General features: G+C 45.8%; 20 protein-coding genes and 1 tRNA gene. 11 read left to right on the plus strand and 10 right to left on the minus strand.

Going from position 1 to position 18,467, the window contains the following annotated elements; genetic code table 11:
- The first annotated feature begins 4 nt into the window (after positions 1-4).
- From hypB to nikR, 3 genes are read left to right on the plus strand one after another with little or no spacing between them, the layout of a single operon-like run.
- Positions 5-712 (plus strand): hydrogenase nickel incorporation protein HypB, encoded by a 708-nt coding sequence (hypB, locus tag ICL07_RS24225; RefSeq protein ID WP_223152081.1) that lies wholly within the window; start codon positions 5-7, stop codon positions 710-712.
- A 45-nt stretch (positions 713-757) separates the two neighbouring features.
- Positions 758-1,969 (plus strand): porin, encoded by a 1,212-nt coding sequence (locus tag ICL07_RS24230; protein ID WP_188090613.1) that lies wholly within the window; start codon positions 758-760, stop codon positions 1,967-1,969.
- Between the two features lie 16 nt (positions 1,970-1,985).
- Complete coding sequence (gene nikR, locus ICL07_RS24235; RefSeq protein WP_188090614.1) at positions 1,986-2,387, plus strand: nickel-responsive transcriptional regulator NikR; 402 nt, start codon at positions 1,986-1,988, stop codon at positions 2,385-2,387.
- A gap of 82 nt (positions 2,388-2,469) precedes the next feature.
- Here the strand turns inward: nikR and ICL07_RS24240 are convergent, their stop codons facing one another.
- The 5 genes from ICL07_RS24240 to ICL07_RS24260 all read right to left on the minus strand — a co-directional run bounded on the left by ICL07_RS24240 (position 2,470) and on the right by ICL07_RS24260 (position 5,371).
- The gene (locus ICL07_RS24240; protein ID WP_188090615.1) at positions 2,470-4,152 is read right to left on the minus strand and encodes a hybrid sensor histidine kinase/response regulator; all 1,683 of its coding nucleotides are present in this window, start codon (positions 4,150-4,152) and stop codon (positions 2,470-2,472) included.
- Between the two features lie 246 nt (positions 4,153-4,398).
- Positions 4,399-4,617, minus strand: coding sequence for a class I lanthipeptide (locus ICL07_RS24245; RefSeq protein WP_188090616.1), 219 nt, complete (start codon positions 4,615-4,617; stop codon positions 4,399-4,401).
- Between the two features lie 47 nt (positions 4,618-4,664).
- Positions 4,665-4,850, minus strand: a complete 186-nt coding sequence (locus ICL07_RS24250) for a class I lanthipeptide (RefSeq protein ID WP_188090617.1) — start codon at positions 4,848-4,850, stop codon at positions 4,665-4,667.
- A gap of 28 nt (positions 4,851-4,878) precedes the next feature.
- A complete protein-coding gene (locus ICL07_RS32830; protein WP_188090618.1) occupies positions 4,879-5,100 on the minus strand; it encodes a class I lanthipeptide in 222 nt (73 codons plus the stop codon).
- Positions 5,101-5,140: 40 nt separating this feature from the next.
- The gene (locus ICL07_RS24260) at positions 5,141-5,371 is read right to left on the minus strand and encodes a hypothetical protein (protein WP_188090619.1); all 231 of its coding nucleotides are present in this window, start codon (positions 5,369-5,371) and stop codon (positions 5,141-5,143) included.
- A gap of 132 nt (positions 5,372-5,503) precedes the next feature.
- On the opposite strand from ICL07_RS24260, the gene ICL07_RS24265 reads away from it, so the two are divergent.
- A complete protein-coding gene (locus ICL07_RS24265) occupies positions 5,504-5,686 on the plus strand; it encodes a class I lanthipeptide (RefSeq protein WP_188090620.1) in 183 nt (60 codons plus the stop codon).
- A gap of 310 nt (positions 5,687-5,996) precedes the next feature.
- Here the strand turns inward: ICL07_RS24265 and ICL07_RS24270 are convergent, their stop codons facing one another.
- On the minus strand, positions 5,997-6,197 hold the full coding sequence (locus ICL07_RS24270) for a class I lanthipeptide (protein ID WP_188090621.1): 201 nt from the start codon (positions 6,195-6,197) through the stop codon (positions 5,997-5,999).
- A gap of 266 nt (positions 6,198-6,463) precedes the next feature.
- On the opposite strand from ICL07_RS24270, the gene ICL07_RS24275 reads away from it, so the two are divergent.
- The 5 genes from ICL07_RS24275 to ICL07_RS24295 all read left to right on the plus strand — a co-directional run bounded on the left by ICL07_RS24275 (position 6,464) and on the right by ICL07_RS24295 (position 15,029).
- The gene (locus ICL07_RS24275) at positions 6,464-7,342 is read left to right on the plus strand and encodes an AraC family transcriptional regulator (RefSeq protein WP_188090622.1); all 879 of its coding nucleotides are present in this window, start codon (positions 6,464-6,466) and stop codon (positions 7,340-7,342) included.
- A gap of 516 nt (positions 7,343-7,858) precedes the next feature.
- Positions 7,859-11,137: a SusC/RagA family TonB-linked outer membrane protein gene (locus ICL07_RS24280; protein ID WP_188090623.1), complete on the plus strand. Its 3,279-nt coding sequence runs from the start codon at positions 7,859-7,861 to the stop codon at positions 11,135-11,137.
- 11 nt (positions 11,138-11,148) lie between these two features.
- Positions 11,149-13,074 carry a RagB/SusD family nutrient uptake outer membrane protein gene (locus ICL07_RS24285; RefSeq protein WP_188090624.1) on the plus strand — a complete coding sequence of 642 codons (1,926 nt, stop codon included), beginning with the start codon at positions 11,149-11,151 and terminating at the stop codon, positions 13,072-13,074.
- A 20-nt stretch (positions 13,075-13,094) separates the two neighbouring features.
- Positions 13,095-14,330 (plus strand): DUF5000 domain-containing lipoprotein, encoded by a 1,236-nt coding sequence (locus tag ICL07_RS24290; RefSeq protein WP_188090625.1) that lies wholly within the window; start codon positions 13,095-13,097, stop codon positions 14,328-14,330.
- 6 nt (positions 14,331-14,336) lie between these two features.
- Complete coding sequence (locus tag ICL07_RS24295) at positions 14,337-15,029, plus strand: DUF4998 domain-containing protein (RefSeq protein WP_188090626.1); 693 nt, start codon at positions 14,337-14,339, stop codon at positions 15,027-15,029.
- 81 nt (positions 15,030-15,110) lie between these two features.
- Here the strand turns inward: ICL07_RS24295 and ICL07_RS24300 are convergent, their stop codons facing one another.
- From ICL07_RS24300 to ICL07_RS24310, 3 genes are all read right to left on the minus strand, one after another.
- On the minus strand, positions 15,111-15,320 hold the full coding sequence (locus tag ICL07_RS24300; protein ID WP_188090627.1) for a class I lanthipeptide: 210 nt from the start codon (positions 15,318-15,320) through the stop codon (positions 15,111-15,113).
- Between the two features lie 139 nt (positions 15,321-15,459).
- Positions 15,460-15,657, minus strand: a complete 198-nt coding sequence (locus tag ICL07_RS24305; RefSeq protein WP_188090628.1) for a class I lanthipeptide — start codon at positions 15,655-15,657, stop codon at positions 15,460-15,462.
- 129 nt (positions 15,658-15,786) lie between these two features.
- A tRNA-Arg gene (locus ICL07_RS24310) sits at positions 15,787-15,860 on the minus strand.
- Between the two features lie 124 nt (positions 15,861-15,984).
- Here ICL07_RS24310 and ICL07_RS24315 point away from each other — a divergent pair.
- Both ICL07_RS24315 and ICL07_RS24320 read left to right on the plus strand, forming a co-directional pair.
- Positions 15,985-16,458, plus strand: a complete 474-nt coding sequence (locus ICL07_RS24315) for a 23S rRNA (pseudouridine(1915)-N(3))-methyltransferase RlmH (RefSeq protein WP_188090629.1) — start codon at positions 15,985-15,987, stop codon at positions 16,456-16,458.
- 28 nt (positions 16,459-16,486) lie between these two features.
- The gene (locus ICL07_RS24320) at positions 16,487-17,092 is read left to right on the plus strand and encodes a rhomboid family intramembrane serine protease (RefSeq protein ID WP_188090630.1); all 606 of its coding nucleotides are present in this window, start codon (positions 16,487-16,489) and stop codon (positions 17,090-17,092) included.
- A 24-nt stretch (positions 17,093-17,116) separates the two neighbouring features.
- On the opposite strand, the gene tilS is transcribed toward ICL07_RS24320, so the two are convergent.
- Positions 17,117-18,460 (minus strand): tRNA lysidine(34) synthetase TilS, encoded by a 1,344-nt coding sequence (gene tilS, locus ICL07_RS24325; RefSeq protein WP_188090631.1) that lies wholly within the window; start codon positions 18,458-18,460, stop codon positions 17,117-17,119.
- Between the last annotated feature and the right edge of the window lie 7 nt (positions 18,461-18,467).

Raw genomic sequence — 18,467 nt, forward strand, 5'->3', positions numbered from 1 at the left:
TACCATGATTGATATGAAACCTAAGAGCAACCGTATGCCTGCCGGATCTGTGCAGTGTGATAATACCACCCTGAACCTGTTGAAGGCAAACGATTTTGTTGCGAAAGCGATTAAAGATAAAGTGCCGGATGTATTGATCATTAATATCTGTTCTTCTCCCGGAAGCGGTAAAACCACGCTGCTGCAGGAAACCGGCAGACGGCTGAAAGATAAATTAAGCATCGCCGTTCTGGTAGGAGATCCGGAAACGGAAAGAGACGCCGTGCGCCTACGGGATGTTGGTATCAACGCCCTACAGATCGTAACCGGCGGCATGTGTCACATTGAAGCGCAGATGATATACCAGGCGCTGGATCATATAGACCTCACCAACGCAGATCTGCTGATCATCGAAAACGTAGGAAACCTCGTATGTCCGTCAGCGTTTGATCTGGGAGAAGACTACCGCGTTACCTTACTGGCATCTACCGAAGGAGACGATAAACCCAAGAAATACCCCCGGATGTTTTTAACCAGCGAGCTGATGCTGGTATCCAAGGCGGATCTTTTGCCTTATGTTCCGTTCTCAGTAGAAGCGGCTGTTAAAGATGCACAGGAAGTGAATCCGGATCTTTCTGCCATACAAGTGAGCACCCTGACAGGAGAAGGTATCGATGAATGGTGCACCTGGCTGGAAGAAAAAGTAAAAGAGAAAAGAGCCCGGAAACAGTGATGTTATCCGGCTCGTTTTTTCTCGCTATTAAATTGAATCTGACATATGAAAATGAAACTCGTACTGACCATTGCCTGTATTTGTTCCACTGGTTATTTGTTTGCCCAGACCGCTCCTCCATCGGCGCCAGCCAGCGATACCACCCGGGCGGAGCCGTCAACTTTGATCAAAAAAAGACCCGAAGCACTGCAAAACGTGCATATGAATTTATTGCTGCGCAGTTCCCTGGAAATTCCGGATGGAGACAAACAGTCCTCCATGCGCCTGAATGAGGCCCGGTTTGAAGTACTGGGTACCATTGTGCCCGACCTGGATTTCAGGGTCCGCTACCGGCTCAATAGATCGCAGGCACAGCGGGATCTGGACAATGCGCCTGGTTCTCTGGACATCGCGTCTGTTAACTACAAATTCGGAACAGATAAAAAATGGTCTGTCAATGTAGGGAAACAGGCCGCCTATGCAGGCAGCTGGGAATTTGAAACGAACCCCACTTACGAGTACCAGTACTCGGAGTTTGTAAACTTCCAGACGAATTTATTTATGATGGGCATCCGGCTCGGCTACCAGGCGGACAAAAACCATGGTTTCTTCCTTCAGCTGCACAACACCTACAACAATGCCTTCAATACCACGCATACCGCTGCCGGCTATGGTGCTGATGGCCTGAAGGGTTCCAAAACACCCATGGGTGTTTATGCCAGCTGGCTGGGCAAGATGTTCGATCAAAAGCTGCATACTTTCTGGAGCTATGATATTTCTCAATATGCATCCGGTAAAACCAATCACGCCGTTGCTTTGGGTAATAAAGTGGTGCTGAACAAACTAAAAGGTTACCTCGATCTCCAGTGGGCAGCTATGGCAGTAGATTATGTCAATATTGCATCCCCTTCCATCAACAAATACCGGCAAAAACTCCATCCGGATTTTGCACCGGTATTTGCCAGGGACGTCAATTATAAAGGTGCGGTATTAAGACTGGATTATGAGTTTATCCCCGGATGGTTCCTCACAACCAAGGGTATTTTCGAATCCGCCAGTCAAACGAAAGGCAACAGTGTCTTCGGAAAAAATTTCCGGGAAAACATCGGCCTGCTGGCAGGCCTGGAATACAAGCCTATCGCCAGTCAAAATATGAAGCTGTTCGGATATTATTATAACAACCAGGTAAAATACCGGAATGTGATCGCGGACGCCAATGCAACGCAGCGTTCCGGCCTGTTTGCAGTGGGTGTGCTGTATTTAGTCAACGCATTTTAACCATTAAACACCGCATATGAAAGTTGTACGATTTGGTGTCTCTATAGAAAAAAATGTATTGCAGCTGTTGGATAATTATATTGAAGACAACCAATTTCCCAACCGCTCACAGGCGATCCGGCATCTGATTCAGCGGATAGAAGTAGAAAAGCAATGGCAGTCCGATGTAGTGGTGGGAGGCTCTATCACCCTATTGTTTGATCATCACAAAAGGGACCTGCTGGACAAGATCACGGATATTCAACATGATTATCACGACCTGATTCTCTGTTCCCAGCATATCCATTTAGATCACGACAACTGCCTGGAAATTATTGCCGTGAAAGGGAAAGCGTCGTTATTAAAGCAGCTCGCCAATGCACTGACCGCGGTAAAAGGTGTTATACATGGGCAATTATCGATGACGAAGATTAGTTAAGAAGCAATAGGATGGCGTAAAGAAGGATGAAAAAAGGTGTCTCATATTTGAGACACCTTTTGGTATTTAATCAGATTATTTTTCAGGCAGAATCTCTGACAATTAACCTTATGGGTGTTAGGTACTTTGTCAGCAAAGCATACAAGTCTTCGCTTAAATATGGTTTACATAGAAATTCATCCCCTGCTGTTGTTTGTCTTATATTGGCAGAAGTTTCAAAAGCGTCCGCTGATAGAAATATAATGGGGATATGAGCCAGCCCGGGTTGTTGTTTTAGCTTTTGGGCGAAATCAGGGCCGGAAAGGCCCGGCAATTTCATGTCGCATATAATGAGATTGGGAAGTTCCGTTCCGATCGCTTGCAGGGCATTAACGGCACTTTCCATCGTTATACACTGTGCGCCTGTATGCAGTACATTCCTTTCAATATTCCTTCTAAAAATGTCGTTATCATCGATAATCATAATTTTATAGCCTCTCAATGCCCCTTTGATTTTATTCGTTACCTGCCTGGTTATTGGTTCTTTAGCGGCGATCAAAGGCATTTCAAACTTAAATACAACGAATTCCATAAGTGTATATACGTACACATCCCCTTTCAGTAATTGGGCTATATGTTTGATAATGGGTAGTCCCAACCCGGTGCTGTTCTGTGTATTGGAAGCAACAAAGGGTTTAAATATTGTTTGCAGGATATCCTGATCGATGTGACCTGCATTCTTTGTTTCGATGATCATTCTTTCACCCTCCCGGTAGATCCTTATCTGAGCTGTTTTATTCTCCGGTGTATGTTTAACGACATTAGAGCTTAAGTTATTGATAATGGTATACAGGGCCACCTTATCAACCTTAATAAACTGCGGTAGAGCGCTGTCAATCTCAATTTCCAGTTTAATATTCCGGGTATTGGCGATAACCCGTTGCATAGCCATACAGGTATCTGCCACAAATTTCAGGTCCACCGTTTCGGGGTTAAGCTCCGTAAATTTTCCGGCTTCGATCCTGGCAAGGTCAAGGTGGTTATTGACTATTTGTCCTGCCAGGTAAGCAGATTGCAGCAGGCTGTCTATTTCCACTCTTACCTCGGGAGTATAGTCATATTTACGCAAGTTCAGGAATTCCGCGATGCCTAAAATATTGCTGAGAGGCGTGCGTAGTTCGTGCGATGTTTCACTTAAAAATTTTGTTTTGTACATGTTTACCTTAACCGCTTCCTGTAGTTGTTGATTTATTCTTCGGGTCCTCTCATTCACCCAGTTTATCGCGAAATAAAAAACAGTTACAGCAGAGAGTGATGATCCGGTAAAGACCACTACCCACCTAACTTTCATAGCATTTCTATAATCTATTTCAAGTGGAGTAAACCATCTGTTATAGTAATTCAGTTCCAGGAAAACAAGCATTACGGTGACCAGGGTGACTGGAAAAATCATCAGTTTTTTCCCCCTCAATAAAAAAGTGGAAGCCCCTAAAAGAAAAGCAACCAGAATATGAATTTCAGATAGTGGACCCAACAGAATACCATAAAAACACAGTGCCGCATTTAATACAATAAAGAATATGGATATATTGAGATAAAGTCCGATCCACCTGGTAAAAACCGGCATTAATAAGAAAAAAATACCGATACCAATTTCGATATATTTAATGGGCTCAAAATCCAATATAGCATAAACATACAACCCCAGCGTCAATGACAACGCAGCAATTAAATAACAAATCTTGCGGAATACTGATTCGGTTGTTGATGAGCTAAACAGATTCATGATCTCAGGTTATTATTGAAGGGATGATTCATAGGGCTATTCTCAAAACTGTTTTTACTGGATTATATGTCGATCACACAATTCGCAATTACTTTTAATACAGCTCCTTATGAATTTAAAAGTAAAAACGAAGCAAATCCAAGGGCAACTGTTAATAATTTGTTAATTATCCAATATAAGAGAGGAGGCTGATCTCCTGTGAATCAACCTCCTCTCTTCACCAATGCAATTACTCAATAACGCATATCAGCGGGCCTGCAGACAGACAGGAAAAATACAGGAATGACAGGAAGCCCATTGGGTAACACATTCAATAATAACGGAAGGACAAAGGCAGCTTCCATTGCAGGATCTGCGACAAGTTTGCTCCACAGTGGCGCCTCCCAGTATTTTTTCCTGCGTTAAACTACTGATCACGTCTTTGTTCAGAGTGAGTTTAGAGAGATTCAATTTTCGTTTTTTCATAACGAAAGGCTTTGGGTTAAGTGTTGCATTTGCTCTTCAGTACTTAATCAACAAGAAGTAACCACGCAGGAAACGTCTTTGGTAACGCAGGCAATACAACTTGCATAGCAGGACCTGCGGCAGGTTTGCTCCAGGACAGTAGCAGCTCCTCCGAGTATTTTTTCCTGGGATAAATGGCTGATCACGTCTTTGTTCAGGAATAGTTTGGACAGATTTAACTTTTTCTTCTTCATAACGATTTGTTTAGGGTGAATAATGGCGTCAGTCAATACAAACCGGAGGGAGTGTAGGCGGGCAATCAGCAGTACAGAAATTACAGGTATCTCTTTTTGTAGGACAATTAACTGCGGTAATGCAAAGACAAGATGCAAAATAAGTGTCCGTTGTTGTGCTGGCCCCACCCACCAGCCGCAGCTGGGATAAATTACTGATCACATCTTTCTTCAGGGAAAGTTTGGACAGATTTAATTTTCTCTTTTTCATAACAGATTTGTTTTAGGTTAAACGATAAATACAGGCATTATCATGGGCATATCATGGTGGTATTGCATCCGGCACAGCTGGTACCCATTTGGGATACTTCACTGACGGAGCAACCGAACTGACAGGTCTCCAGACAGGTCTGAACACAGGTTTCAAAGCAGGTAATCCTTGGCGAAGACGCACCGCCTGTTATTCTGTCCTGCGACAGGTTGCTGATTACTGCTTTGTTAAGGGTGAGTTGGGGAAGGTTTAGTTTTTTTTTCTTCATCATGGAATTATTTGGTGAACTATGAATATCGCTGTTTCAGCTGCAGGGAATAAGCAGTAGCGCCTGCATCATTTAGTCACTGAGAAAAGCCTGCGGCAACTAACCAGACCTTTGGAACTCATTAAAATCACACGTATGAAAAAAGTAAAAGTCGGAGCAGAAAAAAAATTACTGCTGGGAAAAATCAAGATCGCTGCCCTGAGCGACGAAAAACAAGCCGGCGTCGTTGGCGGCGCCACGTTACCTAGCGACTGTATGTGTTCCACACAGGCTATTATCTGTAATACCAGGACCACCTGTCAAACCGCGAGATGTTAGGTCGAACATCTTTCTAAAAGCGGGTGTCTCAAATGGCACCCGCTTTGGAAAATATCTATCCATGCTGGCATGCCCGGCTGCATATCATTGTATTGCATTCAAGCACACAGGTAACACCATTAGGATCCCGGGACACGCAATTAATTTCCGTGCAAAAACAGGTCCCAAAACAGGTTTGCCCACAGGTTTCCCACGGCATGGTGGCTCCTCCTACTATCTTTTCCTGTGCCAGACTACTGATCACCGCTTTGTTCAGAGAGAGCTTAGAAAGATGTAGTTTTCTCTTTTTCATAATGGATTTTTTTGTTACTCAATCAGCAGCATACCGGCAGGTACGGTCCGCGGTAACGCAACCGTCAAGCCGCAAAGAACAGTAGCAGGTATTACGGCACGTTTGAATACAGGTGAACTCCCGCACGGTAGCTCCGCCTACAATCCTTTCCTGGGATAGATTACTGATGACTTCTTTGCTCAGAGAGAGTTTAGGGAGATGTAGTTTTTTCTTTTTCATAACGAAGTTTTTTGGGTTAAAATATTGGGTTTACTATTAAGAATACATGCGGGTAACAAGCTACTTTCTCTTTTTCATAACGGTCCCATTCCAGGGTATACATTAAAGTTAGTCAATGGGACTGCATAGGACATTCAGCAATACATTAAAATAAAATGCATATTATAAAAGATAATAAGGATAACTGATTGAAATTTATAAAGAACACTCCCCTATCAGGAAAAATATTTGGGAATATTTTTTATTTTGATTTTCCAAAAAAAGACATGAAAGCAATTTTAGCTACCCTGGGTCATAACCTGATATCCGATAAACTCTTTGTGATAAAAGAGATTAACCTCCCCGCATTTTCGACGGAATTTCATTTTCATAAAGAATGTCAATTGGTACACGTAGTGGAAAGTGCGGGCAGACGTATCATTGGCGACAACGTGGAATACTTCGAAAGCGGAGAACTGGTTTTTGTGGGCTCCAACGTTCCTCATGTATGGTATAATGAAGCCAGTTACTTCGGCAACAAAAAACAATTACAGGCACGCTCTATGGTCATCAATATAGAACCTTCGCTGCTGAAAGAGTGCTTTTCCCTGTTCGGGAATCTGTCGCAGCTGGAATCATGGATGCATACGGCACAGCGGAGCATTCAATTTTATGGTCCCTGTAAAGACAATATCGTTACATTAATGAAACGCATGCTGACAGAACAGGGAATCCGGCAAAGCAGCTCCTTCATGGAACTGATCGTCCTGCTGACAGAAGCAAAAGAACACCGGTTACTGACCAGTAAGAATTATGAAAACCTATTTAAGGATAAAGATCAAACACGCATGGAAGCCGTTTTTAAACATATATTCCGCCATTTCCGCCGGGAAATCCCCCTGACCGAAATTGCTGCGGTCGCTTCCATGAATACCTACTCCTTTTGCCGCTTTTTTAAAAGCAGAACCCAACAGTCATTCGTTGATTTTGTAAATGAACTCCGTATCAGCTATGCCTGCCGACTCATTCAAGAGAAAGAAATGAACATGTCGGAACTGGCGTCCATGGCAGGATTCAATCACACTACCCATTTTAACCGGCTATTCAAAAGAAAGAAAGGATTAACACCCAAGGAATACCGGAAAAGTCTTCAACTGCCAGGATAAGTGATCCTTTATTATTACTATCTGTCGATAGCAAAAACAAAAAATGGCAATATTGTGCCGAAATAAGTCAAGTTTACCTGCAAATCAATTCTCTCTTATTAATAAATTTGGTAACAACGATCATAATGCATGCTGATGGAAAAAAATCCCCCCATCAACACCCGAAGATGAAGACCAGAAAAGCCGAATAATAGTAATAACCACGTATCACAGATCCATTTTGCAGAAATACAGTGAACGACCAAACAACATCAACAGGCAGTCAGCAATGAACTATTTCTGTCAAAATCCATCAGTGTAATATCAACCCAATCACCCATGTAAAAACAAATTTTTGTACCAGTATCGATTCCTACAGCTTAAACATTTTTCAAAAAAAATCTATTACGTTATGAAGTAGCATTGATGTTGTAAACACAACGTACAGCGCCCGTATGCGCTATTATCAACCAAAATATTTTGTTTGCCGCAAGGCGAACAGGGGATCTCTTTTTCTTACCCATAACTTCAAATTACATGACGAAATTCCACAAACCATTCGGAAGATGGTTCTACCACGCCATGTTCCTCCTTTTCCTTTTACTGTCGCAGCAAACCTTCGCGCAGCAAAAGGTTCCGGCCAACGGCACGGTTACAGACACCAGCGGAAGGCCACTTCCCGGCGTCACCATTGTAGCGGCGGATAATAAATCCCTCGGCGCCGCAACAGACAATAACGGACGATTTACCATCCAGGTAAAACCCGGCACCACACTACTGTTCAAGTTTGTTGGTTTCAAGGGAGATACGGTCGTTGTAACGGAGAAAACACATACCTTCTCCATTCAACTCAAACCTTTGGAGACCGTACTGACAGATGTTGTCGTAACCGCCTTCGGCAGGAAACAAATAAAAGAATCTGTAGTGGGTTCTGTATCTACCATCACAGCAGACAACCTCAGGACCTCCGGCAGTAATCTCACCAACGCACTGGCAGGACAGGTAGCCGGCATTATTGGTTTTCAGCAAAGCGGGCAGCCCGGCCTCGACAACTCCAACTTTTTTATCCGGGGTGTCACCACTTTCGGGTACAGGCAGAATCCACTGATATTAATAGACAACGTGGAACTCACCACCAATGATCTGGCACGTCTCCAGGTAAATGATATCGCCAGTTTCTCCATACTAAAAGACGCCAGCGCCACGGCCTTGTACGGAGCAAGAGGCGCCAACGGCGTTATCCTCGTTACTACCAAGGAAGGTAAAGAAGGAAAAACAAGGCTTAACCTCATTCTCGAAAATGCTATTTCCACCCCTACGAAAAGCATCAAACTGGCCGATCCTATTACCTATATGAAGTTATACAACGAGGCCGGCACTACCCGCGATCCGCTACAGCCTATTGTATTTGACGCTGATAAAATATACAACACTCAACAGACCATCGACAAAACACCAGGCAGTAACCCCTACGTATACCCCGCGGTTGACTGGCTCGACCTGATGTTTAAAAAATATGCCAGTACCCAGCGGGCTAATCTGAATGTCAGTGGTGGCGGAGACATCGCCCGGTTCCTGGTTTCCGGTTCTTTCAGCAACGACAATGGCATGCTGAAGAAAAGTCCCGCCAACAATTTTAACAACAACGTAAACTACAAGAACTACCAGTTACGTTCCAACGTGAACGTAAAGCTCACTAAAACCACGGAGCTGATACTAAGACTCTGGGGCAACTTCAATGACTACAACGGCCCGATGACCAACGATGCATCATTTTCATCAGACCTATACAGCGCGGCAGTACATACCAGTCCCGTACTATTTCCCGCTTACTACGCTCCCGATTCTGCCAACAGGCTGGTACAACATATCCTGTTTGGTAATTCCAGCCAGAGCGGTGGTACCTCCAGCATTGGGACCGGTGTAGGATATTCCAATCCGTACGCTCAAATGCTGAGAGGATACAAACGTTTCTCCGAATCACGGATGTCGGCGACACTGGAATTGCACCAGGACCTCCGCTTTATCACACCAGGTTTGAAACTCCATGGTTTCTTCAATACCAACCGCTATTCCTATTTCGACAATACCATGGCCTACAACCCTTTCTATTATACCGTACAACCTTCAGATTACAACAAAGCCACCGGTGAATACCGGCTCACCTGGCTCAATTCTCTTCCCGGCGGTACCTTTCTGGGAAGCCTGGGCTCCGGCAATAATGGCGCTGCTACTGAATACCTGATCTATACACCGGGGACTAAAGACGCCAACACTTTTCTTCAGTTCCAGGGCCAGCTGGAATATCAAAAACAGTTAGGCGATCATGATATCTCTGCCTCGTTAATTGGTGTAAGACAACAAAGGCTGATTGCCAATGGTACCGACCCGGTTACAAAGCAACCCAGTCTGCAATACTCCCTTCCCTACCGCAACCTGAATCTGGCCGGCCGTTTGAGTTACAATTACCTTACCCGCTATTTTGTGGAGTTCAACTTTGGTTATAACGGCTCCGAAAGATTTTCTAAAAACAACCGTTTCGGCTTCTTTCCCACTGTTGGCGCATCCTGGATAGTGTCCAGGGAAAATTTCTGGAGCGAGGGCCTGACAAAGGTGGTCACTTCACTGAAACTGAGGGGGAGCTATGGATTGAGCGGCAACGACGATATCGGGCAACAACGTTTCTTCTACCTCTCCGATGTAAATCTCAATGCTAATAATGGATCCAGTTTCGGGTTACTGAACGGGTATAACCGCAACGGTGTCAAAATCAACAACTACGAAAACACCAATGTAACCTGGGAAACCGCCAAAATCCTCAATGCCGGCGTTGAGTTCACGTTATTCAAAAACTTTGACTTCATCGCAGAGTACTGGCGGCAAGACCGCAGCAACATCCTCATGGCACGCAACATCCCATCGAGCATGGGCCTGGAAGCGGGTATCCTGACAAACGTGGGAACCGTTAAAGTAAACGGGCTGGATCTCACTGCCAACTATAACCAGGTTTTCTCGAAAAACCTGCGGATACAGTACATGTCCAACTTTACCTACTCTAAAGGCACCTATGGCACCTACGAAGAGCCGCAGTATGCAGAACCCTGGCGTTATGTGTCCGGCACCATGCTGAACCAGCAGTTTGGTTATATCGCCGAAAGACTTTTTGTGGATGATAAAGAAGCATTGGCTTCTCCTTCCCAAACATTTGGCGGTAATCCTCCACGTGGCGGCGATATTAAATACCGCGACCTGAATGGGGACGGCCGTATTACCGTGGCAGACATGGTCCCGCTGGGATTCCCCACTGTGCCGCAGATCATGTATGGTTTCGGTTTTTCCATCAATTACAAAGGCTTTGAGCTGAATGCCCGTTTCCAGGGACAAGCCAGGGTAAGTTTCTTCATCGATCCAAGATCTGTAAGTCCCTTTGTAATACCTCCTTCTCCTCAGATCCAAAGCCAGTCGCAGATACTGCAAGCGTTCGCAGACAATCACTGGTCCGAAGAAAACCAGAACCTCTACGCCCTCTATCCCCGGCTGGGCACCAGTGCACAGGTCATAGAAAACAACCTGCAACGAAGTTCCTGGTGGATGCGTGATGGCAGTTTCCTGCGACTGAAAACGGCAGAAATAGGCTATGTACTGCCCACCTCCGTGCTGCAGCGAATTGGCGTAAGGTATTGCCGTATCTATGTCAACGGCCTGAATCTCTTCAATATCACGAAGTTCAAACTTTGGGACCCGGAACTGGGCAGCAACGGATTCAACTATCCGATACAGAGAGTCTACAATATCGGCCTGAATGTTAACTTATAAACACCGCATATATGAAATATATAGTTGACCGGATATGGATTACCGCGATGCTTTGCTTTACCCTGGCCATTGTACCGGGATGCAAAAAGTACCTCGATGTAACGCCGGAGAACGTGGGAACAATCGACTATGCCTTCCGTAACAGGAATGAAGCCGAAAACTACCTGTTCACCTGCTACGGCACCCTGCAAAATATGAGTGATGTGGTGAACGATCCCGGCTTCACCACATCCGGTGAGATAGTGTACCCCAACGACCTTTCAGAAAGACCGATCTCCGATGCCGGCTTTCAGCTGATGCGGGGTACGGTACAAAACATTTCCAATCCTGTGCTGAACTACTGGGACGGTGACAATGGCGGCCAGGCCACCTTCCAGGCCATCCGGCGCTGTAATATCATGCTGGAAAATATCGACAAACCGATTGACCTCAGTCCACAGGAAAAAGCCCGCTGGATAGCAGAAACAAAGTTTTTGAAAGCCTATTATCATTATACACTTGCCAGGATGTATGGGCCCATACCCATTTACAAGGTCAATCAGAGCATCACCGCTCCTATCAGTGAGATCCGTGTAAAACGGCAACCGGTAGACTCCGTATTCAATTATGTAGTACAGCTGCTGGATGAAGCCATCCCCGATCTGCCGCAACAGATCGGCAACCTGCAGCTGGAACTGGGACGAATTACCAGGATAACCGCGATGACCGTGAAGGCAGAGGTGCTGGCCATGCAGGCCAGCCCGTTGTTCAATGGCAATGCGGATTACGCACAGTTTAAAAACAAAGACGGCCAACAGCTCTTCCCCGCAGCAGCGGATCAGTCCAAGTGGCAGCGCGCGGCAGATGCCTGCAAGGCAGCGCTTGAGGAAGCCACCACCCTGAATATGCGTCTTTATACTTTTATACAACCTGCCAACCTGCCTGCCCTCAACGATTCCCTGCGCAAGGTGCTGACCATACAAAATGCGGTCACCGAAAAATGGGACCTCAATGCAGAAGTCATCTGGGCACTGAATCCTAATTTCGGGTATCAGTCCTTTTGCATACCAAGGCTCACCAGCAAGGCTGTGGAAAACTCCACCTCCGCCGCTGGCAGCTTTACCGTTCCTATGTTCACCACAGATCTTTTTTACACCAATAACGGCGTTCCTATCAATGAAGACCTGAACTGGGACTATGCCCACCGTTTTGATTTACAGACTGGCAACGACGCCAATAAATACTATATCAAAAACGGGTACGTGACTGTAAAAAATAATTTCGCCAGAGAGGCCAGGTATTATGCCAATATTGGTTTTGATGGTGGCATCTGGTTTGGTAATGGTGTGACCGATCCCAACAACCCGTTGTATATTGAAGCCAAGGGCCCCAATTCAAAGGCAGGCCCTAAAGACAGGGTAAGGATCAATATGCTGGCTGCATGGCCTAAAAAGCTGGTTAATTACCTGACTGTATTTAATGAAGGAGTACAGCAAACCTCCTTTCGTTTACCACGTATCCGGCTGGCAGATCTTTACCTGCTCTATGCAGAATGCCTGAATGAAGTGGCTGGACCCGGCGCTGAAGTGTACCGGTATATTGACATGGTACGCGCCCGCGCAGGCCTCAAAGGCGTAGTAGAATCCTGGGCACAGTACAGTAAACTCCCTTCCAAACCAGCCAGCAAAGAAGGCCTTCGGGAAATCATTCACCGGGAGCGGCGGATTGAATTATGTTTTGAAGGCCGGAGTGGCTGGGATCTCCGCCGCTGGAAGGAGATGTTGACCGTATTGTCTAATCCCATCCAGGGCTGGAGCATTTTCCAGAACAGCAACAGCGGCTTCTATACATTGCAGACGCTTTTCATCCCCGCTGTTACGGTAAAGGACTATTTCTGGCCGCTCTCAGACGGGGCCATGTCCAACAATCCCAATCTTGTTCAGACACTCTACTGGTAACCACAAAAACATAAAACGTTATGCATCAGACATCCCGTTTTCTGAAAATCACACTACCGGCATTGATTGCCCTGGTATATATCCATTTTTCGTGCAGTAAAGAAGTGGATTACAATACGCCTGTTTCTTCCGATAAAACCAAACCCGATGTGGTTTCCAATGTTAAAGTGACCAACTTCAAAGGGGGAGCTTTTATTACCTATTCACTGCCCAAAACAGGTAATGTGTTGTATGTAAAGGCATCCTACATCATTAACGATGAAACGGGAAAAGCCAGGGAAACAAAATCCAGCTACTACAGCGATACTATTACTGTTGAAGGTTTTGCCAGAAAGAAAGAATATGAAGTAAAACTGACAGCCGTTTCCCGTGGAGATGTGGCATCAGATATAGTGACAGTAAAAGTGAATCCCGATACACCTGTTTATCAGCTGGTGGCAAAGACCATTAAAATGCAGGCCGATTTCGGTGGTGTGAACGTGCAGACAAACAATCCGTATAAAAAGCCCGTTGGTGCTATATTACTGTATAAAGCGGGCAGCGACCCTAAATACAGCATCTACCAGCAGAACTTCAGTGATTTTTCGCTTATCAACTTTTCAGCGAGAGGGTTTGACACGCTGCCCAAAGCATTTGCCACTTACGTTACAGATCAATGGGGTAACAATTCGGACACGGTTTATCAAACAGTCAACCCTTTATTTGAAACCCAACTCGACAAAAGCAAATTCTTTGAAAACCGGTTACCCAGTGATACCAAAATCGGGTTCGGCTGGGCGTTGAGCAATCTGTGGAATGGCGCTACCGACGGAACTGGCTGGCATACCGTGCAGGAGAATATGCCGTTACCCATTACCGCTACCTGGGGCTTGGGTATTTCTGCCAAGCTAAGCCGGTTTGTTCTTTATGGGAGAGCCGGATATGAGTACGGCCATGGAAATCCGAAAGTGTTTGCTATCTGGGGTTCCAATAATCCATCTCCCACAGATGCAACCCTGCCGGTATTTGCCGAAGTGGGAACCGTGCTGGGAGACTGGGTAAATATGGGAAACTATGTATGGCCGGGGCCACCTTCAGGCGCCCCTCCTACCGCCGCCACTGCCGCTGACAAAGCTTTCTTTAACAAAGGGATGGAATTCACCTTTCCCTTTACCGCACCCAAAGCGAGATTCCTGAGACTGGCCGTTTCAGAATCCTGGTCCGGCGCCACTTTCGCACATGCCATGGAGATAACCATTTTTGGAAACACTAATTAAACTAACATGAAAGCATATACATTTTTGTTGTTGGTCTTATTGTCCTGTACAGCGTCCTGTACAAAAGAGGCGACAAAATACAGGGAGCTGCTGAACGGAACAGAAATTATCTATACAGGGCCCGTCAGCAGCTTAACAGCCAGGTCCGGCAACCTGCGGGCACTATTACAATGGCAACCCAGTCCCGATCCCAGTATCACGGGGTATATCATTTACTGGAACAACAATACCGATTCAATGAAGTTACCCGCTACCGGTACAGTTAACGATACGTTGAAAACGCTGATCACAGGGATGGGCGAGTATGTGCAGAATTTTGTTTTATATACAACAGACAGTAAAGGGAATAAGTCGGTAGGCCAATCGCTTTCCGGTGTGAGGATATACGGCCCCTTGTATATTTCCTCCCTGGTAAATCGTCAGTTAAACAGCTCAAAGCCGCCGGTGGCACTATCGGGAAACGCCTACGCCCTTTTTTTCTCGGCCACCGACACAGCGCTGAATATCAATACACGACTTAGCTTTTATAATGCCGCTAATCAGCTACAGACCGTTAATCTTCCCGCCCTAAGCGATTCCGTTGTATTACATGCAGTTAATCCGGGAACAAAGGTGGCCGTTCTTTCTTCCTATATCCCGGAACGGAAAGCCCTGGATACTTTCAATGTGGCCTATAGCGATACTATCACGCTAAAATAACAGGCTGTCTTCAGCAATAAAACAGCCAGGTTGCATATCGAACCTGGCTGTTTTTGAACAAACGTAACCTACAGTAACAGCTTAATTCTTCCGGCAAAATTGAGCAGTAACAGGGCATACTTCAATACAGGAAACCCCCTGCTGGCTCTCCTGACAAGCTAAAGTACAGGTCGGGGCACAGGAGATCACCCTGGTTACGGTGATGCCACCGGTTACTTTTTCCTGTGATAAACTACTGATGATTTCTTTGCTGAGCGAGAGCTTAGGGAGATGCAGTCTTTTCTTTTTCATAACGTTTTTTTTTGGTGAGGTATAAAATTCGGGCTTGCGTCTGCACCGGTACAGCAGGCTTCAAAAGGAGAACTCATAAAAACAGCCAGGTTTCATATTGAACCTGGCTGTTTTTGAACTCGTAACTGACAGTAATAGCCTAATTCACCGGGCACAAGTCGGTAGTAACAGGGCATATACAGGAAAGCTGTCTCAGGGTTGGAGGCTGGCAGTTATAGATGCAGGTCTTGTAGCAGGTATTAATAGTTGCCCCACCTGTTATTTTTTCCTGTGATAAACTGCTGATAATTTCTTTGCTGAGCGAGAGTTTGGGTAGATTCAGCCGCTTCTTTTTCATAACGCTTTTTTTGGTGAGGTATAAAATTCGGGCTTACGTCTGCACCGGTACAGCAGGCACCCAAGGAATGCCGGGGTGAAGGCCATAAAAAAAGAGGCTGATTCCAGATAGAATCAGCCTCTTTGTGTGTGACCGCGTCAGGATTCAAACCTGAAACCTTCTGATCCGTAGTCAGATGCTCTATTCAGTTGAGCTACGCAGCCAGTTGTTTGTGATGGGATTGCAAAAGTAGTGCTTTTTTTGAAACTACCAAATTCTTTATCTTTTTTTTCTGCAATTTCCTGGTTTACACTTACTTTTACAACTGTAGTTTAATGATTATTACAAGTGAAAATTCAACTCTGGAGCATTGGAAAAGAGCATGACCCTTACATCCGGGAGGGTATGGCTGTATTCCAGAAACGGTTACAACATTATGTGGATTTTGAGGTAAAACTGATCCCTACTGTAAAACAGGCGGCCAGTTTATCGGTACCTGAGCTGAAAAAACAGGAAGCTAAAATTATCCTGGACCTCCTGCAGCCCACCGATTACCTCCTGGCGCTGGATGAAAGGGGGAAGATGATGAGCACCGTACAGTTTTCCGAATTCCTGCAACAACGTACCAATGCCGGCACGAGACAGCTGATTATCCTGATCGGCGGCGCTTTCGGCATCGACCAGTCAGTGTTGCAACGGTCACAATTGCAGCTATCTTTGTCCCCGCTTACTTTTCCGCATCAACTCGTGCGGCTTATTTTTACCGAACAACTGTATCGTGCCTATACAGTATTAAACCGGGAAAAATATCATCATCAATAGTTACATTTATAGTTTAACACCTGAGCTTATGTCCATCAGCATTATTATTATCATTGTTACCTGCCTTATTTCCTATACTGCATTGAATAATTATGACCAGCTGGATAAGCTGACCATGCAGCCCTATATGGTAAAAAACCACAGGGAGTATTATCGCTTTATCACATCGGGATTTGTACATGCCGACTATTCCCACCTTATTTTCAATATGCTGACCCTTTTCTTCTTTGGTCCGCATGTGGAAAGTATTTTTGTAGAATTGTTTGGCCTGAAGCTGATATACCCCTTGTATTATCTGCTGGGGATCATTGTGTCTGACATTCCTTCTTACATCAAACACCGCAATAGCAGCCATTACGCTTCCCTGGGCGCATCCGGCGCAATTTCCGCCGTGCTCTTTACCTTTATCCTGATGCATCCCTGGGCGTCTATCGGCGTATTCTTCGTTATTAAGATGCCCGCGGTGATTTATGGCGTATTGTTCCTGTTCCTTTCAGCTTATCTTTCCCGGAAAGGCGGTGACAATATTAACCACGATGCTCACTTCTGGGGCGCCGTATTCGGGTTTCTGGCCCCCCTGCTTTTTATGCCTGAGCTGTGGAGAGGGTTCCTGTATCAAATACTGAATCACTAATCTTCATAAAAAAACCGGGACTGATCAGTCCCGGTTTTTTAGTGCTATTGCCAGTATATTTTTGGTCCCCGAAGTGATTTTAACCCGGTCATCGATGCGCATCCCCACTATCCAGATAATCCTTTTGGCAGATTCTAATACCCACACTTTTTCTTTTTCCGGCAGCGACAATTTCTGATCGATCAGGAAGCGGCTCACCTTTTTCTTTTTGGGCATACCCAGCGGGTAGAAATAATCACCTTGTTTCCATTTCCGTAATATCAGCGGGAAGCTTACTCTAGCAGCATCCAGCCAGGCCAGCTCCGCAGCGGTGGGAATAGCAGCCTGTCCCCGCTCCTGTTCCCGGAAATGTAGCTGTCCGTTATCATAGCGTACATTTTCGGAGGGGGAATCGATGACATGAATGGGTGCATCCGCCTGTTCCACCGGTGTAATGAGCAACCAGGCGCGGTTACGGATAATACGGTGCGTGCCCGTTTCCACGTAGCGGCCGGATTCACTGTGGAGCAGTTGCAGCACCTGTTGCAGTTGCGCAACACTGCACCCGAAGTCTTTCAGCAGTTCCCAGGCCACTGTTTGCAGAGGTACCGTCTGTTGCAGCTTCAGCACCGGGATCATCCAGGTATTGTCTTTTTTGAAAAGCAGCCGCTTGCGATGCCGGGCCACTGATTCCTGGTAAAGGATTTCCGCCTCACGCATGCGCTGAATGGAGTTATCCATATTTTTCACCGCCGCCGGAAATACCTCCTGCATGCGGGGAATGATCTGATGGCGGAAAAAATTACGTGTATACTTATCCGTTATATTGGAACTATCTTCCACAAAATTGATTTGATGCAGGGCGGCATAGGCCACGAGGATGTCCTTATCAGCGAACAACAATGGCCGTATAATCCGCTCCTGTTTAGGGAGAATACCGTGCAGTCCGGCAATACCGGTGCCTTTGCAGAAATTCATCAACGCTGTTTCCACACTGTCCTGCATATGGTGAGCGGTGGCAAGATGACTGTACCCTTCCCGTTGACGGACCTCCTCCAGCCATTGGTAGCGGAGTTCCCGGGCAGCCACCTGGATGCTCACGTTATGTCTTTGGGTATAGGCGGTGGTATCAAACCGGGTGGTGTACAGCGGAATGTCGAGGGTAGCTGCCAGTTGCTGTACGAACTGTTCATCCCGGAGGGATTCCTCTCCCCTCAGCTGAAAGTTACAGTGGGCTATCCCTGCAGAGAAACCTGCCTGTTTAAAAAGGTGGGCCATCACCACGGAGTCCACCCCACCGCTCACTGCCAGCAGGATGCGCTGGGAGGGGTCAAACAGCCGTTGTCCGGCGATATAGGTAATAAAATTAGTCAGTAAGTGTTGCGGCATCGAGGTG

This window comes from Chitinophaga qingshengii, assembly GCF_014529935.1.
In the GTDB taxonomy this organism is placed as follows: Bacteria; Bacteroidota; Bacteroidia; order Chitinophagales; family Chitinophagaceae; genus Chitinophaga; species Chitinophaga qingshengii.